Here is a 25,251-nt window from a genome sequence, read left to right as displayed (position 1 = left end):
CACCGCACCCTTACTCCTCACAGAGAAAATGGCTAATAAACAATTTACCCGTGCAGATCGTGTGGCACAGCAAATTCAGCGCGATTTGGCGCAAGTGATTCGTGCCGAGCTCGATCATCCGCAAGCGTCGCTAATCACGATTACCGACGTTGAAGTGACGCGCGATTATTCGCACGCCAAGATTTTTTACACTATTATGGGTGATGAAGCATTGCGCGAAGAGATTGCCGCCTTGCTGTTGCGTGCAAAAGGCTTTTTGCGTGCACAAATTTCACGCGGCATCTCGCTTTACAAAATGCCCGAGCTGCATTTTGAATATGATGTTTCAATTGAATATGGTGTGAATCTGGCCAGAAAGATCCAAGAAGCCAATGCTTTGCCCAAAGCCGCTGACGATGGCGAAGACGATGGCCAAGCGTAAACTTAACGGCGTCTTGCTGCTCGATAAGCCATTTGGCATCAGCAGTACGTCGGCGCTGAATAAATGCCGCTGGCTGTATCAGGCGGAAAAGGGGGGCCACACTGGCGTGCTTGATCCATACGCAACGGGCTTGCTGCCTTTGTGTTTTGGCGAAGCGACCAAGTTTGCCCAGCGCATGCTGGATGCTGACAAGGCGTATCGTGCACATGTGCGCTTTGGTGAAACCTCAACAACGCTGGATGCCGAAGGTGAAATTACCGTCACTGGCACGGCGCCTGAATCGATTGAAGCGGTAAAAGCGGCGATTGCCCAATTTATCGGCCCGATTATGCAAACGCCCCCGATGTATTCGGCGCTGAAAGTTGCTGGCAAACCGATGTACGAATATGCCCGGGAAGGTATTGAGCTGGAGCGCAAAGCGCGGCCGATTACAATTTACGCTATCGAACTCATTTCCTATGATGCGCCCAACCTAGTGATTGATGTGCGTTGCTCCAAAGGGACTTACATCAGGGTATTGGCTCAGGACTTAGGCGAGGCTTTGGGTTGCGGCGCATACCTAACTGGTTTACGCCGTACCTTGACGGGGGGCTTCACGCTGGAAGACGCCATCTCGCTTGATGAATTTATTGCCCTGGATCTTGAGGCGCGCGATAGCTTGTTGTTGCCTGAAGAATCCTTGTTGAGCAATTTGCCTGTGCTCCAATTAACTGCGGCACAAACAAAGTTAATTTGTAACGGCATGCCGGTGCGCGACCTGCAAAGCGGGGTAGTTGGTGAAGTTAAACTTTACGCTGCCCTTGAAAATCAGGATAATGCTCGTTTTGTCGGTTTGGGTGAAGTGGGCGCTGATGGCGTGCTGCGATCCAAACGTCTGCTGGCGACCGCTTAACTGGCGCCAGTTAATGGAGCCATATCGGGCGCAAGCTCAGATATGGCTTGTCTAGTGGCCTAGCCACTTCTTGTGGAGTAGTAAAATGTCTGTAACAGTTACACAGAAAGCTGACATCGTTAAAGAGTTCCAACACGCTGCTGGCGATACTGGTTCTTCTGAAGTTCAAATCGCATTGTTGACCGCACGTATCAACGATCTGACGCCTCACTTTAAAGAACACAAAAAAGACCACCACTCACGTCGTGGTTTGTTGAAAATGGTTTCTCGCCGTCGTCGTTTGCTGGACTACCTCAAACGCACTAACGTAGACAGCTACCGCAATGTGATTGCCAAGCTGGGTCTGCGCAAGTAATCAGCCCCAAAGTCGCAGCCGCAAGCTGCGACTTTTTCATTTCTAGTCTTTCCCAGTTTATCTCCAGATTTCTCTTTCTTTGCTTCTACCCAATAGCGATTCCGGCGGTAGAGCAGAGGTCAGTTGTGCCGGAATCGGCCTTGGGCAAATCACCTCGCTTTCTTATTGATTTGGCTGACCCCCATCGCAGCAATAAACCATTATCCAGGTCGCGGATATATTGAAAGAGGACAGAACGTGTTCAATAAAATCAGCAAATCTTTTGCCTTTGGCAAACATAATGTCACCATTGAAACTGGTGAAATCGCACGTCAAGCCACTGGCGCTGTGATGGTCAATATGGACGACACTTGCGTTCTCGTAACTGTTGTTGCTGCTCGTGATGTAAAACCGGGCCAAGACTTTTTCCCGCTGACCGTGGATTACCAAGAGCGTACTTATGCCGCCGGTAAAATCCCGGGCGGTTTCTTCAAGCGCGAAGGCAAGCCTAGCGAAAAAGAAGTATTGACTAGCCGTCTGATCGATCGCCCGATCCGCCCGCTATTCCCAGAAGGTTTCTATAACGACATCCAAATCATCGCTACCGTGATGTCGATTAACCCAGAAGTTGATTCTGATATTCCAGCCATGATCGGCGCGTCTGCTGCCTTGATGATTTCTGGCGTGCCATTTGATGGCCCAATCGGCGCTGCGCGTGTGGGTTACATCAACGGCGAATACGTATTGTGCCCAGATCTGTCGGAAATGAAAGACAGCGAAATGGACTTGGTTGTTGCCGGTACGAGCCAAGCGGTATTGATGGTTGAGTCTGAAGCGAACGAGTTGTCAGAAAGCGTGATGCTCGGCGCGGTGGTCTTCGGCCACGAACAAATGCAAGCGGCGATCAATGCGATCAATGAACTGGCTGATGAGGTGAATCCAGAATTGATGGATTGGTCTGCGCCAGTGAAAAACGAAGAATTGATCGCTAAAGTACGCGCTATTGCCGCTGAAGGCGTTGCGCAAGCGTTCAAACTGCGTCACAAACAAGTTCGTACACAAAAAATCAATGAAACTTGGGCTTTAGTTAAGGCTGCGTTGATTACTGAAGAAACCGGTACGCTTGAAGCCAATGAAATCAAATCGATTTTCAAAGGCCTGGAAGCTGAAATCGTTCGTGGCCAAATTTTGGCAGGCGAGCCACGTATCGACGGTCGTGATACGCGCACTGTACGTCCTATCAGCATTCGCACTGGTGTATTGCCACGCGCGCATGGTTCGGTACTGTTTACCCGTGGCGAGACACAAGCGATTGCTGCTGCGACTTTGGGAACAAAGCTGGACGAGCAAAAAATCGACGCATTGCACGGTGGTTACACCGACAGCTTTATGCTGCATTACAATTTCCCTCCGTACTCGACTGGTGAAACTGGCCGCGTAGGCGTGCCAAAACGCCGCGAAATCGGCCATGGTCGTCTGGCCAAGCGCGCTCTGGTTGCGATGTTGCCAAGCAAGGAAGACTTCGCATATTCAATGCGCGTTGTGTCTGAGATTACTGAATCAAACGGTTCATCTTCAATGGCGTCGGTGTGTGGCGGTTGTCTGGCTTTGATGGACGCTGGTGTGCCGATGAAAAACCACGTTGCCGGTATCGCAATGGGTTTGATCAAGGAAGGTAATGCTTTCGCTGTCTTGTCTGACATCCTGGGCGACGAAGATCACCTCGGCGATATGGACTTTAAAGTAGCGGGTACTGAAAACGGTATCACTGCGCTACAAATGGACATCAAGATTACCGGTATTACCAAAGAAATCATGTCGGTTGCACTGGATCAGGCCAAAGAAGGTCGCGTGCATATCATCGGCATCATGAAGGGCGCTCTGGATGGCGCGCGTGAAGAAGTGAGTGAGCACGCTCCGCGTCTTTACACGATGAAAATCAATCCAGAGAAAATCCGTGATGTAATCGGTAAAGGTGGCTCGGTGATTCGTTCGTTGACCGAAGAAACGGGTACACAAATCGACATTAGCGAAGATGGCACAATCACGATTGCTTCAACGTCATCAGAAGGCGCTTCCGAAGCGCGTCGCCGCATCGAAGAAATCACTGCTGAAGTTGAAATCGGCCGCATCTACGAAGGCCCGGTTGTGAAAATTCTCGACAAGAACGTCGGTGCAATCGTTTCAATCATGCCCGGTAAAGATGGTCTGGTGCATATTAGTCAAATCGCGAATGAGCGTATTGCCAACGTGGCTGATCACCTGCAAGAAGGTCAGATCGTTCGCGTAAAAGTGATCGAGCAGGATGAGAAAGGCCGCATCCGTCTGTCGATTAAAGCCGTTCTGAATGATGAAGCTCCAGCCGCTGCGCCAGCAGAAGAAGTGCCTGCAGCAGAGTAATTGTTGGGGAGGGCGCGCAAGCGCCCTAAATAAAAAAGGCACCGCGAGGTGCCTTTTTTGTGGTCTATTGCAGCTGGTATTGATTAATTGCTGCCATTGGCTGAGCTAGCTTTTTTGGCTGCAGTTTTTACTGCGTCTGCAGTCGCGGTTGATGCCGCTTTCACCGAAGCATCCGCAAATTCAGCAACTTGTTTCGCGGCTTTGGTCATGCTGTCAACGGCTGCGGCAGTGGCTTGTACCGTTGATTTTACGGCAGCAACTGCGGCATCGGCGCCAGCCGGTGCATTTTTTACGAAGCGATCCAGGCCTGATACGACGTTCTTGTTGAAGTCAACATTGCGCTCGTCGATCAGTTTTGAGTATTCGGCCTGAGCTTGAGAAGAAATCTCGTACAGGCTGCGTGAATATGCGGTCGCTTGCTCAATGGCGGTGTCAGCAATTTTTTGGCGTGCAGCCAAGGCTTCTTGAACGTCTTTGATCGCGCTTAGTTGTTTGAGTGTTTTGGCGCTTTCTTCGAGTGTGGTTTTGGCTGTTTCTACTTGCAGCTTGGCTAGGCGATCGAGTGAGTCCAGTGAAATGCGTGCAAAACGTAGCGCTGTTTCTACTTGCTCTGTGGCAAAATTGGTGTACTGTTGTTGTGCTGTGGTCATGTCGAAATCTCCAAGGATAGGTTTATCTGTAAAGCTAACCGGAAGACCCGGTTGTATGGTGCGATGCACAATGCAAACCTATTCTGGTACAGCTTGCCGGTGTTGTCAAATGTATTTTGCTGCGCTGCAGCATGTGTTTGTACTGGCATTGCGCAGCTTATCGCTAGATAATAGAAGTCTGCATAAAATCGGCGAAAAGGATAGGTGAGTATGGAAAAGCGGGTCATTAAGAAATACCCAAATCGTCGTCTCTACGATACGACAACAAGCTGTTATATCACTTTGGCTGATGTTAAACAGTTGGTACTTGACGGTATCGATATTGCGATTCAGGACGCCAAAACGAACGAAGATTTGACCCGCAGTGTTTTGTTGCAAATCATTCTGGAAGAAGAGGCTGGCGGCATGCCGATGTTCTCTTATGATGTGCTGACGCAAATTATCCGTTTTTACGGGCATGCCATGCAGGGCTTGATGGGTAACTACCTTGAAAAAAACATGCAGCTGTTCGCTGAGATGCAATCAAGGCTGCAAGATCAGACTAAATCCACGCTGGGTGCTGATAATCCGATGTTCAGCAATGCCAATTTGTGGGGCGAATTTATGAAATTCCAGGGGCCGGCCATCCAGAATATGATGGGCAATTACCTGGAAAGCAGTACCAATATGTTTGTTGAAATGCAGCAACAACTGCAGGAGCGTGCCAAGCATCTGTTTACGGGTTTTGGTATGCCTGGTGGGCCAAAATCAGCGCCTGCTGGTGATGATGCCTTGCATCCCACTGCGCCGCCCCCGGCAATGCCGGATGAGCCTGCTGTTGCTGCAGCCAAACCTGCTGCGCGCAAACGGACTGTGAAGAAAGCACTTGAGTAGGGTATTGCCATCAAGGTCATGGTCTGATTAATCATCAGGTCAATACGCCACTAGAGTATATTCAGCCCCTTGTGGGGCTGATTTGTTTTGAAGGGAAGGATTTGTGAGTTTGGAAAGTGATTATCAGCGTCGTTTTGCCGGTATTGCCCGCTTATATGGCGTGCAAGCATTAGCGCAATTTGCGCAGGCTAAAGTGTGTGTGATCGGTATTGGCGGTGTTGGGTCGTGGGTCGCTGAAGGCTTGGTGCGCTCTGGCATTGGCGCGCTAACGTTAATAGATTTGGACGATATTTGTATTTCCAATACCAATCGCCAATTACCGGCTTTGGAAGGTCAAATCGGCCGAATGAAAGTGCATGCCGTTGCCGAGCGGATGGTGGCGATTAATCCGCAAATTCAAATCAATGCGATTGAAGATTTTGTTGCTGAAGATAATTTTGCGCAATATTTGGCCGATCATGATTACGTGATTGATTGTATTGATAGTGTGAAAACCAAGGCTGCTTTAATTGCTTATTGCCGGCGCAATAAAATAAGAATCATCACAATTGGCGGCGCTGGTGGGCAAATCGATCCGACGCAAATTAAAGTGGATGATTTAAGTAAAACGATTCAGGATCCGCTGGCAGCCAAAGTGCGCAGCATTTTGCGGCGCGATTTTGGTTTTGCAAAAAATGGCAAGAAAATGGGGGTTGAGTGTGTTTATTCAACCGAGCAGCTGGTTTACCCGCAGGCGGATGGCTCGGTGTGTGCGGCCAAGCCGTCTATGGGTGAGGGTGTTCGCCTTGATTGTGCGGGTGGCTTTGGTGCGGTGATGACTGTCACTGCCACATTTGGTCTGGTGGCCGTGTCACGGGTTTTGAAATACTTGCAAACAAAAGCGCTAAAGCAATAAAGGCAGCATTGATTGCCGCAAAATAAAAAGCCACGAATTAATCGTGGCTTTTTATTTTGCATGCGCTTAATAAATTAAGCGCCAGCGTACTGGCTATTAAGCAGCAGCGCCTACAACTTGCAATTTGATGGTGCTAACTACGTCATGGTGCAAAGCCAAAACAACTTCGTATTCGCCGATTGCTTTGAAAGGACCATTTGGCAGACGCACTTCAAATTTTTGAACCGCAACGCCAGAAGCAGTGATTGCTTCAGCGATGTCGTGGTTTGTTACTGAGCCGAACAGACGGCCATCAACACCCGCTTTTTGAGCGATAGTGATTTCAGCGCCTTCCAATTTAGCTGCACGAGCTTGCGCTTCAGCCAAGATTTCAGCTTGTTTCGCTTCCAATTCCGCGCGGCTAGCTTCAAATGCGGCCATATTGGCTTCATTTGCACGTTTAGCTTTGCCTTGTGGGATCAAGAAGTTACGAGCGTAACCATCTTTAACTTTAACGATGTCACCCAGTGTACCCAGATTCGCTACTTTTTCGAGCAGGATAATTTGCATGATAAGTTTCTCCCGTCCGTCTTAGTGTTGGTCAGTGTAAGGCAACAATGCCAAGAAGCGAGCCAATTTAATAGCAGTCGACAACTGACGTTGATATTTAGCTTTAGTACCCGTGATACGTGCAGGAATGATCTTGCCGTTTTCAGAGATAAAATCTTTCAGGATGGCTACGTCTTTGTAGTCAACTTGAGCGATACCTTCGGTTGTAAAGCGGCAGAATTTTCTGCGCTTGAAGAGTTGGCGAGACATTGTCTAATCCTCAATTCAAATATTCAAAAGCGGTAATGTGTAAAACCAAGCTCTGCCGATATTTACTGCTGCGCGCGGCTAAAAAGCCTTTGCACTTAATGCCTTGTTTGCTAGGTGTCTTGAGCAATTTCTCGCAAATTTCACCGAGTGCAACAAATGGCATTTCACAATCGACTTTGCGTTGCAATCCAGCTTCGTGCTGCTCTGATTGATGAATAATCCATCCTTCAATCATTGCAATCCCAGCTGGGGTGCGGCGAATTGCGTCGGTGATCAGTAAATGACCTTCGACTAAAACTTGATTTCGTAAATTCAATTTTTCCGAATTAGGCGGCTTGAACTTCAGCGCCTTGAGTCAGAGATTTTGATTTCTCTTCTTTCATCATCGGAGATGCTTCAGTTACAGCGCCGTCTGTTTTCAAAGTCAGGTGGCGAAGAACTGCATCGTTGAATTTGAATGCGTGTTCGATTTCTTCCAAAGTTTCTTGGCTGCATTCGATATTCATCATCACATAGTGCGCTTTGTGGATTTTTTGAATTGGATAAGCCAATTGACGGCGGCCCCAATCTTCCAAGCGGTGGATAGAACCAGCACCAGTTGTGATCAGTGATTTGTAGCGCTCGATCATTGCTGGAACTTGTTCGCTTTGATCTGGGTGCACGATAAACACGATTTCATAATGTCGCATGTATTGCTCCTTGTGGTTTGTAGCCTGCCGTTAGCGACCACGGTCAGGCAAGGGTCGGAAGTCCGCGATAATAGTCGCTTTTAGTTGCTAAATCAAGGTTTTGACGAATTAACGCTCAATTTGGTCTATTTTGCCTTGAACCGCTGCCCATTCCGCATGCTCTGGCAATGGGGGCTTTTTCTGGATGATAACGGGCCATTCCTTGGCTAGGGTGGCGTTGATGTTGATGTATTCCTGCATATCTGCGGGTACGTCGTCTTCTGCGTAGATGGCCTCTACAGGGCATTCGGCGACGCATAATGTACAGTCAATGCATTCGTCAGGGTCAATAACCAGGAAATTGGGGCCTTCTCGAAAGCAATCAACTGGGCATACATCTACGCAGTCAGTGTATTTGCATTTCACGCAAGCGTCGGTCACAACGTAAGTCATTGCTTGTCCTTGTGCTTAAAAAAAGTAAAATTGGCAGCGTCTATTCTAACAGAGCATCGGTCCGGGCATGTCTTGCTTGATCGAGATGAGCGGGGATGTGGTGATTAAGTCTGCGTATGTGGGGCGCTTTGCCCCTAGCCCTACGGGTTTGTTGCATATGGGGTCGCTCATGGCGGCTGTCGCAAGCTATTTGGATGCTAGGTCGGCTGGCGGGCGGTGGTTGTTAAGAATCGAGGATCTTGACCCTCCTCGTGAGTTACTAGGGGCATCGAACTTGTTTATTGAGACGCTACTTCGTTTTGGCTTTGAATGGGATGGCGAAATTGTTTGGCAAGGTCAGCGAGGTGCACGCTACCAGCAGGTTCTGGATTCCTTGCTTGAGTGCGGGTTGGCGTACCCCTGTTCTTGCACACGAAAAATGCTACAAGCGGCGGGGCGACGAGGGGTTGATGGTCTGGTTTATTCCGGGCTATGTCGTTCTGGCGCATCTCCTTGTGCTGATCAGCTTGCTTATCGCCTGAAGGTTCCTGATGAAGTAATTAGTGTTGCTGATCGGATTCAGCAAGTAACAGTGCACAATTTGTTTTGTGATGTGGGTGACTTTATTCTTAGGCGGGCCGATCAACTCTGGGCCTATCAGTTGGCAGTCGTGGTGGATGATGCAGATACAGGTGTGACTGATGTTGTGCGCGGTGCGGATTTGCTGGATTCGACCCCGAGGCAGGTGTATTTGCAGCGGGTATTGGGCTTTCCTGTTGTTCGATATCTGCATATTCCGGTTATTACCAATATGCAGGGGGAGAAATTGAGTAAGCAGACCTGTGCGCCCGCCTTGCGGGATGGGCGTGAGGTTGAGCAGCTGTGGCTTGCCTTGAGTCTGCTGTATCAAAATCCGCCACTATCGCTACGCCGTGCTTCGTTGGCCGAGTTGTGGTGTTGGGCTGTTGAGGCTTGGGATGTTGCAAAATTCCCGCAAAAACGTAGCGTAGCTGTGACGATTGATGACAATTATGAATTTAAATTTCAGCTCTAGATTGAAATGTCCGTATTATTGGCTTTATTCTTAAATAACTGTGCATTTAAAATGCGTGTGCAGATTATTGCTTTCCCGCTGCGAAAGATTTTCGTTTGTGGACATAAATCAGTATATGCGCATGCGCCTACTGATTGATGAAAGCGCTGCCTCATTTCGGAGATTGCTCGTGCAAAAAACACCTCGATTTAAAGCTTGTGTTCTGGCTGTCGCCTTGGCAGCGCTACCCCTGTTTGGGCATGCTGCCGGATTGGGGCGATTGAATGTTTTATCGGGGTTGGGGCAGCCGTTTCGAGGCGAGATAGATCTTGTTTCCGTGCAGCCCAATGAGGCTGATTCTCTGGTTGTTAGCTTGGCCCCACCAGAGAGTTACAGCAATGCACGCATCGAATACCCTTCTGCGTCATTGGGCTTGCGCTTTAATATCGAGAAGCGCCCGAATGGCCAGTATTATGTTGTCGTTAACTCCTCCCAGCCTATTGCGGAACCGTTTCTTGATTTGCTGGTTGAGCTCAACTGGGCTACTGGTCGTATCCAGCGTGAATACACCGCTTTAATTGATCCGGCCGATTATGCTGGTGGCGTTAATTCGAACGATAAGACCCGATATGCCAGCTCAGATCTTCCTGGTACGCAAACGCGGGGGGGCATCAAAGGTGTAAAACAAAAGCGCACCAAGCCCGCCACAAGTAATCAGACCCCGGCGAACGCAAGTCGAGATGAGCCAGCTTCTTCAGATGATGCAGTTAGCACTTCGACCACAGCAGATTCGCATCGTGTTCGATCCGGGGAAACGCTAGGCTCGATTGCCCGCCAAGTTCAGCCATCTGGCGTAAGTCTGGAGCAGGTGCTACTGGGCCTGTACAAGGCCAATCCATCGGCCTTTGATGGCAATATGAACCGCTTGAAAAGTGGCAAAATTCTGAATGTGCCAAGTGTTGCTCAGTTGCAGCAAACTTCAAAATCCGAGGCCGCCAAAGAAATCCAGGTTCAAGCTGCAGACTGGAGTGCCTATCGTGGCAAACTGGCTGAGTCCGTGTCCAAAGGCCCAGCCAAGGTATTGGGTGAGCAGTCCAGTGCTGGCAAAATTACTGCCAAAGTTCAGGATCGGGGCGCGAACACCAGTGATGCAAATAAAGATGTTCTAAAACTGTCAAAAGCTGCTGATGCAGCCAAGAAATCCGGTGATCAGGCCAAGCTGAAAGCTCTGGAAGAGGAAATCGCGACCCGACAAAAAGCGCTTGATGAGGCCAATCAACGCGTAGCCGCTTTGCAGAAGAATGTCAGTGACATGGAAAAGCTCGCGGCCTTGAAGGCTAGTGCGACGGCATCACCAGTCGCAACTGCACAGGCTACTTCTGATCCTGCACTGGTAGCTAGCGTCGCCAGCGAAGTGGCAAGCGAAGCCAGTTCGGAGGTGGTTGCCAGCGTCGCCGCTACTGCCAAGCCTAAGCGTAGGGTGCAAGTAGAAGCCCCTGTGGTTGAAGAACCGAGCTTGTTTGATAGCTTGCTCGATAATTCGCTTGCCTTGGGTGGCGGCGCTTTGGCGCTGGTTCTCGGTGGGGTGGGATTGTTATGGGCGCGTCGCCGGCAAAATCCAGGCGTGTTTGAAGACAGCATTATTACTGGCGGCGATCTAAAGGCAAATACAGTGCTTGGCAGTACCGGCGGCGGTGTAATCAGCACACAAGCGACTGAGAATTCGTTCTTGACCGACTTTAGCCGTCAAGGCTTGGGTACGATCGATACCGATGAAGTCGATCCGATTGCCGAAGCAGAAGTTTATATGGCTTACGGTCGCGATGCGCAGGCCGAAGAAATTCTGAAGGACGCCCTGCATAAAGATCCTTCCCGCCATGAAATCCGAATGAAACTGCTGGATATTTATGCTGCAAGACGTGATGCAACTTCATATGAAGAGCATGCTTCTTCATTGTTTGCGGTGACTAACGGCCAGGGTGATCTATGGCGTGAAGCGGCTGCCAATGGCCGTGCTATTGATCCGGACAATCCTTTGTATAGAAAAGAGCCTGCAGGGGTGGTTGATACCAGCTTGGCTGCTCCGGCTGTTGTGGTTGGTGCATCCGCGCTTGAGGAAGTCACTGCGCCGGATTTGAGTGCCGTGGCAAGCAACGAGCTGGACTTTGAGCTGGACTTTGATGCCGAGCAAGGTGCTGCGCCCGAGGCGCTGGATTTATCTGCGTCGCCTGTCGATCTCGATCTTGTCGTTGAAGCGTCTCCTGGCCCTGCTGAAGCTACGCTAGACACTGGGAATGATTTGGCGTTGGACTCGGTCTTGGATCTTGATGTTGTCGAGCCTGAAAGCGCAGCTGTCGAGTTGACCTCAGGTACAGATGACGCGCTGTTGTCTCTGGATCTGCCAATTGATACGGGTTCCGCGACTGAAGAGCTTTCAGCGATTGACCAGTTGCTTGATCTGGATCTGGATGCCGAATTGAATATGGGTGCGTCAGAGGTTTCGACAGCTACTGCTGCGGTTGATTTGACTGAGGATTTTGCCGCGACGACCGAACTTGATGCATTCGGGGGCTTTGAGCTGGATGCGGATAAAGAAGCCACTCAATTGGCTGAGTTGCCTGTTGAGTCTTTGTCTTCGCTTGAGTCTGCGATTGAACCGTTACCACTTGCCGAAGATTTGGCCGCTGCAGAGGGCGATCTGAAGCTTGACTTCAATTTTGATCTGGAATCGGCAGAAGAGGTGTCAGCATTCGATGTGGCTAACGCCAGTGAAGCGCCAGCTCTTGATATGGACAGCACCTTTGGTGATATCAGCCTTGATTTGAGTGAGGCCGCTGCCGCTGGTGATCTTGATTTTGCTGCTGACGATCCTGTGCAGACCAAGATTGATCTGGCTAAGGCCTATATCGACATGGGTGATGTTGAAGGCGCGCGCGAGATCTTGCAAGAGGCTCTTCAGGAAGGTTCGGATGCACAGCAGCAACTGGCAAAAACACTGTTGGCTGATCTCTGATAATTGAAATTACACGCTGTTAATATTCTGGCGCTCTGGTTCTGGCTGCTTTCTGTGCTGCCATGGCTTGGGCGCCTTTCTCTTTTTCTGCTTGCCGCACTGCTGTTCTGTACGGCACTGTTTGTTGCCGGGGCGCGGCTACGCAAAAGCCTGCCTAGAATGCGTTGGCTGTTGCTGGCCGTTTTCATTATTTATGCCTGGTCTACGCCGGGGGTATATTTATGGCCGCACGCACTTTCTCCTACTGTAAATGGTATTAGCCTGGCAATCGAGCAGCTTGCCCGCCTGATTTGTGTCGTGGCCAGCCTGCAAATCATGCTGACGTTTTTGTCGAAGAGCGCTATAGTCGCGGGTCTGTATTATTTGCTTTTGCCGTTGGCCTGGATTGGATTTAGTCCTGAGCGGATGGCTGTGCGCCTGAGCTTGACGCTAAACTATGCAGAACAATTGCTTGAGCAGAAAAATCGATTTGCCGATTTGCTTGGCGACTTGATGCAAGCCCCTGAGTCATCAGGCGAGCAGTTTGCCATTGAGTTCAATGGTTTGTCTCTGGTACAGGCCGTGTTTCTGATGGTGCAGTTAGGGGTAATTGCACTAACTATTTTGATTGGGAATGCCGCGCTTTGGAATTGAAACGCTACGCTTTAGCTGTTGAGTATGATGGCCGGGCTTTTAATGGCTGGCAAATTCAGCCTGACGTTGCAACGGTGCAGGGTGAAATGGAGAGGGCAATCGGCCGAATGGCTGGTCACGCCTTGCGTGTGCACGCAGCCGGGCGGACCGATGCCGGAGTGCATGCCACACGGCAGATTGTCCATTTTGATACAGCTGTTAACCGGCCGATTACTGCGTGGGTGCGCGGGGTGAATAGTTTTTTGCCATCGGGTATCGCCGTTCTTTGGGCGCAACAGGTGCCGGATGATTTTCATTCTCGGTTTGTCGCAACGGCCAGACATTACCGCTATCTATTGTTGCAGCATCCGGTGCGTCCTAGTCTGCTGGCTGGGCAGGTAGGCTGGATTCACAATGCTCTCGATCTGGAAAAAATCTCTGCGGCCAGCCAGTTTTTGCTGGGTGAGCACGATTTCAGCAGTTTTCGTGCCGCTGAGTGTCAGGCGCTCTCGCCGGTGAAGCAAATGCTGAAAATCGATATTGGTCAGCAGGGCGACCTGATTTATTTTGATTTTTCGGCCACTGCTTTTTTGCACCATATGGTTAGAAATATCATGGGTGCCTTGCTGCACATCGGCAAAGGCAATGAGTCGCCGGAATGGATGCAGTGGCTTATTGCGCAGCAGAACCGCAGTGTGGCACCGCCGACCTTCATGCCCGATGGTTTGTATCTGACCGGGGTGAGTTATCCCGAGAAATACGGTTTGGCGACTGAGCCGATCCAGCGTTTTGGTCTGATTTGAGGTTTTTCATGCCTGTTCCCCGTATTAAAGTTTGCGGTCTGCGTGATCGCGAGACGCTGCTCCAAACTATTGCATTGGGTGCCGATGCGATTGGTCTCGTTTTCTACCCGCCTAGTCCACGCTTTGTCACCATCGAGCAAGCCAAAGAGCTGGCCGCAGCCTTGCCTGCATTTGCAACTGTGGTGGCCTTGTTTGTGAATGCAGAGGCTGGTTTTGTCAGCTCTGTGTTGGAAAGTGTGCCGATCGACTTACTGCAGTTCCACGGTGACGAGGATTTGGCCGATTGTGTGCAATTTGGTCGCCCATTTATCAAGGCGCTCAGGGTAAAACCTGACATAAATTTGGTAGAATACGCGCAAAGTTATGTTCATCCTTTGTGTCGAGGCGTTTTGCTCGACGCTTGGGTTGATGGCGTTCCCGGTGGGACAGGTGAAGCATTTGATTGGCAGGTTTTGCCCGAGAGTTTACCGCTGCCGCTGATTTTGTCAGGTGGTTTGCATCCTGATAATGTGGCGAATGCAGTGCGGCAAGTTAAACCCTGGGCTGTTGACGTTTCCAGTGGCGTCGAGAGCAGCAAGGGCGTTAAAGATTTAGAGCGGGTTTGTGCATTTATTAATGCTGTACACAGTGTGAGATAAAGATGAACGATAAATATCAGCAACCGGATCAGCGTGGACACTTTGGTCAGCATGGCGGCATTTATGTCGCTGAAACTTTGATGCCTGCGCTGGATGAACTCAAGCAAGAGTTTGAAGCTGCAATTAAAGACCCGGTATTTATGGCCGAATATCGCCATGATCTGAAACATTACGTTGGCCGTCCAAGCCCGATTTATTATGCCGAGCGTTGGTCTAATGCGATTGGCGGCGCGCAAATCTATCTCAAGCGCGAAGACTTGAATCACACTGGCGCGCACAAAGTGAATAACACCATCGGTCAGGCCTTGCTAGCGCGCCGCATGGGAAAAAAACGCGTGATTGCCGAAACTGGCGCAGGCCAGCACGGTGTTGCATCTGCTACGGTCGCAGCGCGTTATGGTATGGAGTGCGTCGTGTATATGGGCGCTGAAGACGTTGCGCGCCAGGCACCGAATGTGTTTCGCATGAAATTGCTTGGTGCAACGGTGGTTGCCGTTGAATCGGGTACGCGCACACTGAAGGATGCGATGAATGAAGCTATGCGCGACTGGGTCACCAATGTGGACTCGACGTATTACATCATCGGTACTGCAGCCGGTCCGCATCCGTATCCGCAATTAGTGCGCGACTTCCAGGTTGTAATTGGCGAAGAATGTAAAGCACAAATGCAGGAAATGCTTGGCCGCCAGCCTGATGCGGTGATTGCCTGTGTAGGCGGCGGTTCGAATGCGATTGGTATTTTCCATCCGTATATCGAAGTGCCAGGCGTGCGCCTAATTGGCGTTGAAGCGGGTGGTGACGGTGTGGAAACCGGTCGTCATGCTGCACCACTAACATCAAACGCCAAAGCCGGTGTGTTACACGGCCAGCGCTCTTACCTGATGCATGATGAAAATGGCCAGATCTCTGAGACGCATTCGATGTCGGCGGGCTTGGATTATCCGGGTGTTGGCCCTGAACATAGCTATTTGAAAGACATTGGTCGCGCTGAATATGTGGCGATCAATGACGATGAGGCGATGCAGGCTTTCCACGATTTGTGCAAATTTGAGGGCATTATTCCGGCGCTTGAGTCCAGTCATGCACTGGCGCAAGCGTCGAAAATGGCCGCCACCATGCGCCCGGATGAAATCCTGCTGGTGAATCTGTCTGGACGCGGCGATAAAGATATTCCGACGATTGCGAAAAAACTCGGCATTCAACTCTAAATGTGATCTAGGGGTATGTGCCCCTAGCTCAATCTCAGTATAGCTTTGGTAGATATACCCTATGTCACGTATTGAATCGGTAATGCAAAACCTCAAGGCGGCCAATCGCCAGGCCTTAATTCCGTTTATTACTGCGGGCGACCCTGCTCCTGCCAGTACCGTGGGGCTGATGCATGCGCTGGTGGCTGGCGGCGCTGATATTTTAGAATTGGGCGTGCCTTTCTCTGATCCGATGGCCGATGGCCCGGTGATTCAGCGCGCGTCCGAGCGCGCCTTAAAGCACAATGTTTCGCTGCGCGATGTGTTGGCTTATGTTGCCGAATTTCGCCAAACCAACACGAGCACGCCAGTGGTGCTGATGGGCTACGCCAATCCGGTTGAAGCCATGGGCTACGAAGCATTCGCTACTGCAGCGATTGCCGCCGGCGTTGACGGTGTTCTCACTGTTGATATGCCGCCTGAAGAGGCCGAAGAATCTGTCACTGTATTTAAAAAACACGGCCTTGATCCGATTTTCCTTTTGGCCCCAACAACGCCGGAATCGCGCGTCAAAGAAGTGGCGCGCATGGCCAGTGGCTATGTGTATTATGTTTCACTCAAAGGCGTTACCGGCTCGGCTAATCTGGACGTCGCCAACGTGGCCGAAAAGCTTGATTTTCTAAAGCAATATCTGAATATTCCAATTGGTGTCGGCTTCGGTATTCGCGATGCCGAGTCGGCAAAAAATGTCGCCAAAATTGCCGATGCCGTGGTGATCGGCTCGCGTTTGGTGCAAGAAGTCGAGCAGGGTGAAGCAGGGCTTGCACGCCGCCTCACTGAGTTCCTGTCTGGCGTACGCGCTGCAATGGATACGGCCCGGGTTTAAGACTCTGGCTAGAATTAAATGCCCCGCGCGTGATGGGCAGTGGAGAATAAAATGAGTTGGTTGCAAAAATTATTACCGCCGAAAATCAAAAGCCGCACCACGCCGAATACCTCGGCCGTGCCGGAAGGCTTGTGGAGCAAATGTTCGGCGTGCAGTGCGGTGCTGTATCGCTCTGACTTGGAAAACAATCTGGAAGTCTGCCCGAAGTGCAATTTTCATAATGCCGTTCCGGCGCGTGCCCGCTTGAACCAGCTGCTGGATGTTGAAGGGCGCTACGAAATCGGCTCCGAAGTCAAACCGGTCGACGTGCTCAAGTTCAAAGCCAATAAACGCTACAGTGACCAATTAACCGCTTCAGCCGCTTCAACTGGCGAAGATGATGCGATGGTCGTGATGCAAGGCAGTATTTTGTCGGTGCCGGTGGTGGTGGCGGCGTTTGAGTACAAATTTATTGGCGGCTCAATGGGCTCGGTGGTTGGCGAGCGTTTTGTGCGCGGCGTTAAAGTCGCGATCGAAAACGATTTGCCCTTTATTTGTGTCTCGGCTTCAGGCGGTGCGCGGATGATGGAAGGCCTCAACTCCTTGATGCAGATGGCCAAAACCAATGCCATCCTGACCAAGCTGGCCGACAAAAAACTGCCATTTATTTCCTTGCTGACTGATCCGACCATGGGCGGTGTTTCGGCTTCATTCGCCTTTATTGGCGACGTAGTCATGGCTGAGCCGGGAGCGCTCATCGGTTTTGCCGGTCCGCGCGTGATCGAGCAGACCGTGCGCGAAACGCTGCCGGAAGGCTTTCAGCGTTCGGAATTTTTGCTGGAAAAAGGCGCAATCGACATGATCGTCGATCGTCGCGAATTGCGTCAGCGTCTGGCTGATGTACTGACCTTGCTCAATAATCAGGCAGCCGTGAATTAATGAATGTAGCAACTGGGGCAAGTCTGGGCCGTGAAGCCACCTTGGCCGAATGGCTAAATTATCTGGAACAATTGCATCCTGTCGCCATTGACATGGGTTTGAGCCGGGTCAAAACGGTGCAGGAGCGCATGGCGCTTATTCCTGTCTGCCCGGTGATTACGGTGGCCGGAACCAATGGTAAAGGCTCGGTTTGTGCGATGTTGACGCGCATACTGACCATCGCCGGTTATAAAGTGGGTACTTACACTTCACCCCATCTTTTGCATTACAACGAGCGCATAGCGATCAATGGCGTGCCGGTGGGTGACGCGGCGATTGTGGACAGCTTTGCGGCCATTCAGGCCGCGCGTGGCGATATTTCTCTGAGTTACTTTGAATTCGGCACGCTGGCCGCAGTGCATCAGTTTATGGCGCAACAAGTTGACGTGGTGGTGCTTGAAGTAGGTCTTGGTGGCCGGCTCGATGCGGTGAATATTTTCGAGCCGACCGCCTCTGGTGTGGTGAGTATCGGGATTGATCATCAGGCCTATCTGGGTGATACCCGTGAGGCAATTGCTGCCGAAAAGGCGGGTATCTACCGCCAAGGCAAGCCAGCTCTCTGCTCTGACCCTATACCCCCGCAAACACTGATTGATGTTGCGCATACTGCAGGCGCTGATTTGCAATTGATCGGCCAGCACTTTGGTTTTGAAATGCAAGCCGAAGGTCAGCAGTGGGTGTGGTGGCATCGCAATGGATCGCGCAAAAATGCCTTGCCGATTCCGGCGCTGCGCGGCAAATACCAGATGAGCAATGCGGCAATGGCGCTGGGTTTGCTTGAAGCGGTGAAAGAACAGCTTCCTGTTAGTCTGGGTGACATCAAGCGTGGCCTACTGGAAGTGGAATGGCCAGCGCGTTTCCAGGTATTACCCGGCAGACCCACCGTAGTGCTCGATGTGGCGCATAACCCCCATGCGGCAGCGGTATTTCGTGCCTCGCTCGATAATATGGGCTTTCATCCGGTCACGCATGCCGTGCTCGGCATGATGCAGGATAAGGACATCGACGGGGTTATCAAGCTGGTGGCCGACCGGATCGACGTCTGGCATCTGGCCGCGCCCCAATTGCCACGTGCGGCCACTGCGGCGTCTTTGGCGCAAACCGTGCTGGCGATCTCGCCACGCGCCAGGGTGGTCGAGCATGAAAGCGTAGAAAAAGCCTACCGTGCAGCCTGTGAGGCGGCGGACGAAGCTGATAGAATTCTGGTCTTTGGTTCTTTCTTCACCGTGGCTGAAGTCATGCAGGCACGTGGACAGTAAAAATATGGCGAATGTTAGCGACGAGTTGTTGCAGTTAAGAAAACGCGCGCGCCGCCGCCTGCTCGGTGCGATTGCCCTGGTGGTTTTTGCGCTAACGGTGCTATGGACCGCGCTGGATGGCGAGCCGCCCAAGTCGCTGCTGGAAAATCAGTCTGTCGAAATTATTTCCAGCGCGCCTGCGCTGTCATCGGTGGTTTCGCTCGATCAGCCGCAAGTGGCGGTAGCGCCCGTAGCCTCCGAGTCGGCGGTGCAGGCGGTACAAGAAGTAGTGCCAGTGGAGAGCGTTGACGCCTCCCGTATTGCTCCCGTTGCGCTACCGGGTAAACTGGTTACGCATCAGGAGGCCGCCCCGCAGGTGGTAGCCGCTAATGAATCGGTGAATGCCGCCCAGCGCGCCGCCACCAGTGAAGCCGCCAAGCCTTCGGCTAGGCCCGACATTGTGGCTACGGCCAAACCTAGCGCACGTCCTACCGCGCCAGCTAAAGCTAGCCCCAAGCCTAGTCCAAAGCCGACTACCAAACCTGCGCTGGATCCCAAAGCCATTCTCGAAGGCGCGCTGGATAAAACTGCCGCACCAAAAACCGGCAAAGTCTATTACATCCAGATTGGTGCTTACGCCGACCCGGATAAGGCCGCGCAAACGCTTAAAAAATTGAAAGACGCCGGCATTCCGGCGCGCAGCGAGCAAGTGTCAACGCCCAAGGGGGAGCTAACGCGTGTACGCATTGGCCCGGGAAATGACGAAGCCAAAGCCAAAGCCTGGATGCAGCGTCTGGATACGCTGGGCGTACCGGGTACGCTGGTGGTCAAGGCCGCACAATGACGCAGTTTGACTATATCGCGCTGGGCATTCTGGGCTTGTCGATGCTGCTCTCGGTGATGCGCGGGCTAACGCAGGAAGTGCTGGCGCTGGCAGCCTGGGTGCTGGCTTTCTGGGCCGGGACGCAATTTGCCGAAGATGCTGCTGGCCTGATGCCATCGGCGCTGTCGTCGGACAGCTTGCGGTATATCGCCGGTTTTATCGTGGTGTTCTTTGTAACCTGGCTTTTATCTGCCATTGTTCGCATTACCCTCAACCAGTTTCTGAAAGCCAGTGGCCTCAAACCGGTGGACCGGTTTCTGGGTGCATTTTTCGGCGTGGTGCGTGGATTTTTGCTGATGTTGACGCTGGTGGTCTTGTCCGGTTTAACTAGTTTTCCCAGTACGGCGGTCTGGCGTGATGCCATGTTTAGCCCACTGTTCGAGCAAAGCGCGGAATTTGTAAAACCGTGGTTGCCCGAAGTGCTGGCGTCACGGATTAAGTTTGAATAATTTTTGTAAGTCTAAGGGTCTGAGCTAATGTGTGGCATTCTAGGTGTGGTCGCCAAAACGCCGGTTAATCAAATGTTGTACGACGGTCTGCTGGTGCTTCAGCATCGCGGCCAGGATGCAGCCGGTATCGTTACAGCCGAGCAACAGGTGTTGCATATGCATAAAGGGCAGGGGCTGGTGCGCGATGTATTTCGCACCCGCAATATGCGCTCTTTGCAAGGCAATGTCGGCATTGGTCATGTGCGCTACCCGACTGCCGGATCGGCGTCGAGTCTGGCTGAAGCGCAGCCGTTTTATGTCAATAGTCCGTTTGGTATCGTGCTGGCGCACAATGGCAATCTGACCAATGACAAACAGCTTAAAGAAGATATGTACCGCACCGATCTGCGCCATATCAACACAAATTCGGATTCCGAAGCGCTGTGTAATGTGTTTGCCCATGAGCTGTCGCGCCGTGTATCAGGCCCGCAGCTTGATGCCCAGACGGTGTTTGACGCGGTCAAAGCGGTGCATCGCCGCGTAAAGGGTGCCTACGCGGTGGTGGCGATTATTGCCGGTTTTGGCATGGTGGCTTTCCGTGATCCGCATGGCATCCGTCCACTGTCGCTCGGCGTGCATGACACGGCTGATGGTCGTGAATACATTGTGGCCAGCGAATCGGTGGTGCACGATGTGCTGGGCTTTAAATTCGAGCGTGATATTGCGCCGGGTGAAGCGGTTTATATCACTTTTGACGGTGAATTCTCCAGCCAGCAATGCCATGCATCGCCAACGCTGATTCCCTGTATTTTCGAGCATGTGTATTTTGCCCGCCCTGATACCGTTATCGATGGCATTTCGGTGCATGAAGCCCGTCTGAAAATGGGCGAGCAGCTGGCAGAAAAAGTACGCAAGCAAGTCCCTGCGCTGGATATCGACGTGGTGATTCCAATTCCCGATACCAGCCGCGATTCGGCGCTGCAACTGGCTGATGCACTGGGTCTGCCGTATCGCGAAGGCTTTATGAAAAACCGCTATATCGGCCGCACCTTTATCATGCCTGGGCAGGCTAGCCGGAAAAAATCGGTGCGCCAGAAGCTCAATCCGATTGCCGTCGAGTTTCGTGGCAAAAACGTGATGCTGGTTGACGACTCGATTGTGCGTGGTACGACTTCCAAAGAAATCGTGCAGATGGTGCGCGATTCGGGCGCGAAAAAAGTTTATCTGGCATCAGCCGCACCGCCAGTTAAATTCCCGCACGTTTACGGCATTGATATGCCAACGCGCAATGAATTGATCGCCACAGGCCGTGACGCGGCGCAAATCGCTGCCGAAATTGGTGCCGATGGCGTGATCTATCAGGATCTCTCCGCGCTGATTCAGGCGTGTACCGACGCCAGTGGCGGCAAAATCACGCAATTTGAAACCTCGTGTTTTGATGGACACTACATCACCGGCGATATTACCGACGCTTATCTGGACGAGCTGGAAGCCAAACGCCTCTCGCCATTGTCTACCAAGGCAGACAATGTGGGCTCGATTGTCGATCTCAATATTGGCGTTGCCGAACAAAATTTGATTTAATTGTGCAAAGCACACAAAAACGGGAGCTACGGCTCCCGTTTTTATTTAAGTATCAAGGCAGAAGTTCTCCCGCAAGACCTCGGGTACAGTGAGTACAAGCAAGTACAACGGTATAACGAGGCAGCAAAGCGTGAGCACTTTTGTCGACTTACAAGGAAAAAACATGCTCGATTTTGACGACCTTCATCCCGAAACCCTCGCCGTACGTGCCGGTACGATGCGTTCCGAATTTGGCGAACATTCGGATGCCATGCATTTAACGTCGAGTTTTGTCGTTGGGTCGGCCGAAGAAGCGGCGCTGAAATTCACTGGCCAAGTGCCCGGCTATATTTATTCGCGCTTTACCAACCCGACGGTGAGTGCTTTTGAGCAGCGTCTGGCGGCGCTGGAAGGCGGCGAGCGTTGCGTGGCCACGGCATCGGGAATGAGCGCGATTTTGTCCTTGTGCATGGGCTTGCTCAAGTCGGGCGATCATATCGTGTCGTCGAACAGCCTGTTTGGCGCTACGATCCAGCTGTTTAACGCCTACCTTGGCAAATTTGGCGTCACGGTGACGTATGTCTCGCCAACTGACGTCAATGCTTGGGCTCAGGCCGTTACCCCCGCGACCAAATTATTTTTCCTTGAGACGCCGTCCAATCCTTTGACCGAAATCGCCGATGTAGCTGCGATTGCCGCCGTTGCGCATCAGCACAATGCCTTGCTGGTGGTCGATAACTGCTTCTGCTCGCCAGCGCTGCAGCAGCCGCTGAAACTCGGCGCCGACATCGTTGTACACTCGGCGACCAAATACATCGACGGGCAGGGGCGGGTGCTCGGTGGTGCAGTAGTCGGCAATCACGCGACGCTGGAGCCCATCTACTTATTCCTGCGCACGGCAGGCCCGACGCTGTCGCCATTCAATGCCTGGGTCATGCTCAAAGGCTTGGAGACGCTGGGTATCCGCATGAAAGCGCATTGCGAGAAAGCGCTGGAATTGGCCACCTGGCTTGAAGCGCAACCGCAAGTCGACAAAGTGTATTACCCAGGCCTAAAATCTCACCCGCAGTACGAGCTGGCGCAGCAGCAACAAACCGGCGGTGGTGGCGTGGTGTCGTTTGATCTGGTTGGCGGCAAAGACGCCGCCTGGGCCCTGATCGACAAAGTCGAGCTAATGAGCCGCACCGCCAATCTGGGCGATACCCGTACTACTATTACACATCCGGCGACCACCTCGCACGGCCGCCTGACACCAGAAGCCCGAGCCGCAGCCGGAATTGGCGATGGTCTGGTGCGGATTTCAGTGGGGCTGGAGCATGTTGGGGATTTGATCAAGGATTTGCAACGAGGCTTTTAATTGCAATCAATCGTAAAACGGCGCTAAGCGCCGTTTTTTGCATAAAGTTGGCTTCTAGGTTTCTGGCAATGCTGAGTATTGCTCTGTAGGTCAATTCAGATAATGCTTCTGGGTATATACATTGCTGGGTATGTTGGCACTTTATGGTGTGGCATTAAGCAAAGCTCTGTCGCCAATTGATGTGTGCGGGTATCCAGACTGATTCAATGCTCTCGCCAGCCAGTAGTGCAATGATGTGGTGCAGGCTTTGTGCGGCCAGTTGTTGGCTGTCTTGTACCACAGCGTTGATCGGCCGTGGCATGCAATCGAGCAGGCGGTGGTCGTCAAAGCTGAGCAAATGCTGGGGCGATGTTCTGAATCGGTCTTTTTCATTGATGAAGGCGAGTACGCCTTCCAGTAGTGAGATGGACGCAGTAAATACCGCCTCCGGGTAGCGCCCCAGTTGCTGGTAACACTCGGCCATCATCGCGTAGCCGCTGTGCTGCTGGTAGTCGCGATGAAAGATCAGTGCTGGGTTGGCTTCTGCATGCCTTGCCTGCCAGGCTTGCTGAAAGCCCGTCAGCCTGTCCACACTGGGCGAGAGCGCAATTTGCCCGCCAAAGTAGGCAATTTCGCGCACGCCATGTGCCAGAGCACTGCCGATCAGCTCCTGTACTTTGTCCTGTGCATTGCTCACGACAAAGGGCAGGGTGCTGCCGATGACGCGGCGGTCAACCAGCACCAGCGGTAGTCGTTTGGCCCACTTGGCATAGAGTTTGGCGTTGGTGGTACACGGCACCAGCATCAGTCCGTCTACCTGGCGCGCCAGCAATTGCTCGACGGCGGTAATTTCCATCTCGGCCTGATCATTGCTGCAGACCACAAACAGCTGAAATCCGGCGTCGCGGCACAGCGCTTCCAGCGCCTGCGCCAGCATGGCATGGGCAAAATTGCCCAGCTCGGGCACGACCAGGCCCAGCGTGCTGCTGCGCCGGGTGCGCAGCGAGCGCGCGGATGTTGAGGGCTGGAAATGATGCTCGGCGGCAATCTGCTTGACGCGCTCCACCGTGGCCGGGGCGATGCGGTATTGCTCGGCGCGATCATTCAGCACCATGCTGGCCGTGGTTTTTGACACCCCGGCCAGGTGGGCGATGTCGGCAATGGTGAGGCGTTGGTAGGCTGTCATTTGATTCCTGTTGAGCCCAGCTGGGCGCCGATGTACATATCGGCTGGGTCGTCTTGCCGGGGCGAAGCAGGGGGGCTAAACCACTTTTCCACTACCACTTTTCAGCTTCTTCGCCCGGCAAAATTGATTGCTGCTTATTGTTTCACCACATCCAGCGGCACGGGGATAAAGGCATCAACCGCTTCGCCCTTGCTCAACTTGATGGCCGTTTCGACGCCCATTTTACCAATCAGCTCGGGTTTTTGCTGCACTGTGGCGGCCAACTGGCCAGCTTTCACTGCATTAACCGCGTCGGTGGTGGCATCAAAGCCGACAACGACCACATTTTTCAGTCCTGCCGCTTCGATGGCTTTCAGTGCGCCCAGTGCCATTTCATCGTTGTGGGCAAAAACGCCTTTAACGTCCTTATTACCTTGCAGGATGTTTTCCATCACCGAGAGGCCTTTGGCGCGGTCAAAATCAGCGGCCTGCTTGGCGACCAGTTTCACATCCGCTTTGCCATCAACGACTGAATGGAAACCCTGACCGCGCTCACGCGCTGCTGATGAGCCGGGGATGCCTTCAAGTTCGACGATATTGCCTTTGCCGCCGATTGTCTCCAGCAGAAATTCCGCCGCCATTTTGCCACCAGCGATATTATCCGAGGCAATATGGGCACTCACTGGTGCGCCATTGACGCTGCGATCGAGCGATACCACTTTGATCCCGGCTTTGAGTGCTTCATTCACTGCGCCTGCCACGGCATCCGAATCAGTCGGGTTGATCAGAATGACCTGAACCTTTTTCTGAATCAGATCTTCAATATTTGAAATCTGTTTGGCTGAATCATCCTGGGCGTCGACAGTAATCAGCTTGACGCCTTGCGCGGTGGCTTCAGCAGCCGCACCGTCTCGCAACGCGACAAAGAAGGGGTTGTTCTGGGTAGAAATGGCCAAGCCTACGCTCAGTTGGGCGTTGGCCGCAGCAGGCTCGGCAACGGCCTGGGTATCCGGGCCTTGTTTTGAGCAGGCGATCAGACCAGTGGCCAGCAGGCCAATCAGTAGGGGAGAAAGAATGCGTTTCATGGGTGACTCCGTCAATTGTGAGAGAAAGTAAAGCAGGGTATTTCGCTCTGTATCAATCAAA

27 protein-coding genes are annotated in these 25,251 nt (G+C 52.2%); 19 read left to right on the top strand and 8 right to left on the bottom strand.

All coding sequences use genetic code 11. The features are described 5' to 3' along the window. Positions 1-28: 28 nt before the first annotated feature. The 4 genes from rbfA to pnp all read left to right on the top strand — a co-directional run bounded on the left by rbfA (position 29) and on the right by pnp (position 4,047). Entirely contained in the window at positions 29-421 is a 393-nt protein-coding gene (gene rbfA, locus FLS37_RS07490; protein WP_157669244.1) for a 30S ribosome-binding factor RbfA, read from the top strand. Further along, complete coding sequence (gene truB, locus FLS37_RS07485; protein ID WP_157669243.1) at positions 408-1,313, top strand: tRNA pseudouridine(55) synthase TruB; 906 nt, start codon at positions 408-410, stop codon at positions 1,311-1,313. The genes rbfA and truB overlap by 14 nt, the downstream gene beginning before the upstream one ends. Before the next feature lie 85 nt (positions 1,314-1,398). Then, positions 1,399-1,668, top strand: a complete 270-nt coding sequence (rpsO, locus tag FLS37_RS07480; RefSeq protein ID WP_157669242.1) for a 30S ribosomal protein S15 — start codon at positions 1,399-1,401, stop codon at positions 1,666-1,668. 237 nt (positions 1,669-1,905) lie between these two features. Then, positions 1,906-4,047: a polyribonucleotide nucleotidyltransferase gene (gene pnp, locus FLS37_RS07475; RefSeq protein WP_157669241.1), complete on the top strand. Its 2,142-nt coding sequence runs from the start codon at positions 1,906-1,908 to the stop codon at positions 4,045-4,047. A gap of 83 nt (positions 4,048-4,130) precedes the next feature. On the opposite strand, the gene FLS37_RS07470 is transcribed toward pnp, so the two are convergent. Then, a complete protein-coding gene (locus FLS37_RS07470; protein ID WP_157669240.1) occupies positions 4,131-4,697 on the bottom strand; it encodes a phasin family protein in 567 nt (188 codons plus the stop codon). 210 nt (positions 4,698-4,907) lie between these two features. Here FLS37_RS07470 and phaR point away from each other — a divergent pair, with 210 nt between their 5' ends. Continuing rightward, positions 4,908-5,570, top strand: a complete 663-nt coding sequence (gene phaR / locus FLS37_RS07465; RefSeq protein ID WP_232522535.1) for a polyhydroxyalkanoate synthesis repressor PhaR — start codon at positions 4,908-4,910, stop codon at positions 5,568-5,570. A gap of 103 nt (positions 5,571-5,673) precedes the next feature. Beyond that, positions 5,674-6,465 carry a tRNA cyclic N6-threonylcarbamoyladenosine(37) synthase TcdA gene (tcdA, locus tag FLS37_RS07460; protein WP_157315519.1) on the top strand — a complete coding sequence of 264 codons (792 nt, stop codon included), beginning with the start codon at positions 5,674-5,676 and terminating at the stop codon, positions 6,463-6,465. Positions 6,466-6,561: 96 nt separating this feature from the next. On the opposite strand, the gene rplI is transcribed toward tcdA, so the two are convergent. The 5 genes from rplI to fdxA all read right to left on the bottom strand — a co-directional run bounded on the left by rplI (position 6,562) and on the right by fdxA (position 8,384). Then, the gene (gene rplI, locus FLS37_RS07455; RefSeq protein ID WP_157315516.1) at positions 6,562-7,014 is read right to left on the bottom strand and encodes a 50S ribosomal protein L9; all 453 of its coding nucleotides are present in this window, start codon (positions 7,012-7,014) and stop codon (positions 6,562-6,564) included. Positions 7,015-7,035: 21 nt separating this feature from the next. Next, entirely contained in the window at positions 7,036-7,263 is a 228-nt protein-coding gene (rpsR, locus tag FLS37_RS07450) for a 30S ribosomal protein S18 (protein ID WP_157315514.1), read from the bottom strand. 10 nt (positions 7,264-7,273) lie between these two features. After that, a complete protein-coding gene (priB, locus tag FLS37_RS17130; protein ID WP_157315512.1) occupies positions 7,274-7,579 on the bottom strand; it encodes a primosomal replication protein N in 306 nt (101 codons plus the stop codon). A gap of 10 nt (positions 7,580-7,589) precedes the next feature. Then, a complete protein-coding gene (gene rpsF, locus FLS37_RS07440) occupies positions 7,590-7,952 on the bottom strand; it encodes a 30S ribosomal protein S6 (protein WP_157315510.1) in 363 nt (120 codons plus the stop codon). 108 nt (positions 7,953-8,060) lie between these two features. Further along, positions 8,061-8,384, bottom strand: a complete 324-nt coding sequence (gene fdxA, locus FLS37_RS07435) for a ferredoxin FdxA (protein ID WP_157315508.1) — start codon at positions 8,382-8,384, stop codon at positions 8,061-8,063. Between the two features lie 85 nt (positions 8,385-8,469). Between fdxA and gluQRS the strand changes: the two genes are divergently transcribed. The 13 genes from gluQRS (at position 8,470) to FLS37_RS07370 (ending at position 22,961) form a co-directional block, all read left to right on the top strand. Further along, positions 8,470-9,417 carry a tRNA glutamyl-Q(34) synthetase GluQRS gene (gene gluQRS / locus FLS37_RS07430; RefSeq protein WP_157669366.1) on the top strand — a complete coding sequence of 316 codons (948 nt, stop codon included), beginning with the start codon at positions 8,470-8,472 and terminating at the stop codon, positions 9,415-9,417. A 169-nt stretch (positions 9,418-9,586) separates the two neighbouring features. Next, complete coding sequence (locus FLS37_RS07425) at positions 9,587-12,409, top strand: FimV/HubP family polar landmark protein (RefSeq protein WP_232522533.1); 2,823 nt, start codon at positions 9,587-9,589, stop codon at positions 12,407-12,409. 3 nt (positions 12,410-12,412) lie between these two features. Further along, positions 12,413-13,042, top strand: a complete 630-nt coding sequence (locus FLS37_RS07420) for a hypothetical protein (RefSeq protein WP_157315504.1) — start codon at positions 12,413-12,415, stop codon at positions 13,040-13,042. Further along, positions 13,033-13,824, top strand: coding sequence for a tRNA pseudouridine(38-40) synthase TruA (truA, locus tag FLS37_RS07415; protein WP_198314529.1), 792 nt, complete (start codon positions 13,033-13,035; stop codon positions 13,822-13,824). Before FLS37_RS07420 ends, truA begins: the two co-directional genes overlap by 10 nt. An 8-nt stretch (positions 13,825-13,832) precedes the next feature. Next, a complete protein-coding gene (locus FLS37_RS07410) occupies positions 13,833-14,462 on the top strand; it encodes a phosphoribosylanthranilate isomerase (RefSeq protein WP_157315502.1) in 630 nt (209 codons plus the stop codon). 2 nt (positions 14,463-14,464) lie between these two features. Continuing rightward, positions 14,465-15,670: a tryptophan synthase subunit beta gene (gene trpB / locus FLS37_RS07405; protein ID WP_157315500.1), complete on the top strand. Its 1,206-nt coding sequence runs from the start codon at positions 14,465-14,467 to the stop codon at positions 15,668-15,670. Positions 15,671-15,731: 61 nt separating this feature from the next. After that, positions 15,732-16,535: a tryptophan synthase subunit alpha gene (trpA, locus tag FLS37_RS07400; protein WP_157315498.1), complete on the top strand. Its 804-nt coding sequence runs from the start codon at positions 15,732-15,734 to the stop codon at positions 16,533-16,535. Between the two features lie 51 nt (positions 16,536-16,586). After that, positions 16,587-17,453 carry an acetyl-CoA carboxylase, carboxyltransferase subunit beta gene (gene accD, locus FLS37_RS07395; RefSeq protein ID WP_157315496.1) on the top strand — a complete coding sequence of 289 codons (867 nt, stop codon included), beginning with the start codon at positions 16,587-16,589 and terminating at the stop codon, positions 17,451-17,453. Beyond that, entirely contained in the window at positions 17,453-18,751 is a 1,299-nt protein-coding gene (gene folC / locus FLS37_RS07390; protein ID WP_157315494.1) for a bifunctional tetrahydrofolate synthase/dihydrofolate synthase, read from the top strand. Before accD ends, folC begins: the two co-directional genes overlap by 1 nt. Before the next feature lie 4 nt (positions 18,752-18,755). Continuing rightward, on the top strand, positions 18,756-19,574 hold the full coding sequence (locus tag FLS37_RS07385) for an SPOR domain-containing protein (protein WP_157315491.1): 819 nt from the start codon (positions 18,756-18,758) through the stop codon (positions 19,572-19,574). After that, the gene (locus FLS37_RS07380; protein WP_157315489.1) at positions 19,571-20,062 is read left to right on the top strand and encodes a CvpA family protein; all 492 of its coding nucleotides are present in this window, start codon (positions 19,571-19,573) and stop codon (positions 20,060-20,062) included. The genes FLS37_RS07385 and FLS37_RS07380 overlap by 4 nt, the downstream gene beginning before the upstream one ends. A gap of 27 nt (positions 20,063-20,089) precedes the next feature. Next, positions 20,090-21,625, top strand: a complete 1,536-nt coding sequence (gene purF, locus FLS37_RS07375; protein WP_157315487.1) for an amidophosphoribosyltransferase — start codon at positions 20,090-20,092, stop codon at positions 21,623-21,625. Between the two features lie 163 nt (positions 21,626-21,788). Then, on the top strand, positions 21,789-22,961 hold the full coding sequence (locus FLS37_RS07370; RefSeq protein ID WP_157315485.1) for an O-succinylhomoserine sulfhydrylase: 1,173 nt from the start codon (positions 21,789-21,791) through the stop codon (positions 22,959-22,961). 154 nt (positions 22,962-23,115) lie between these two features. On the opposite strand, the gene FLS37_RS07365 is transcribed toward FLS37_RS07370, so the two are convergent. Both FLS37_RS07365 and rbsB read right to left on the bottom strand, forming a co-directional pair. Continuing rightward, the gene (locus FLS37_RS07365; protein WP_157315483.1) at positions 23,116-24,126 is read right to left on the bottom strand and encodes a LacI family DNA-binding transcriptional regulator; all 1,011 of its coding nucleotides are present in this window, start codon (positions 24,124-24,126) and stop codon (positions 23,116-23,118) included. A gap of 134 nt (positions 24,127-24,260) precedes the next feature. Next, complete coding sequence (gene rbsB / locus FLS37_RS07360; protein ID WP_157315481.1) at positions 24,261-25,190, bottom strand: ribose ABC transporter substrate-binding protein RbsB; 930 nt, start codon at positions 25,188-25,190, stop codon at positions 24,261-24,263. Positions 25,191-25,251: the final 61 nt, after the last annotated feature.

Origin of the sequence: Chitinibacter sp. GC72 (assembly GCF_009760905.1) — a bacterium.
GTDB lineage: Bacteria > Pseudomonadota > Gammaproteobacteria > Burkholderiales > Chitinibacteraceae > Chitinibacter.
The sequence above is the reverse complement of the archived record's forward strand: the minus strand, read 5'-3'. Positions and strand labels throughout refer to the sequence as shown.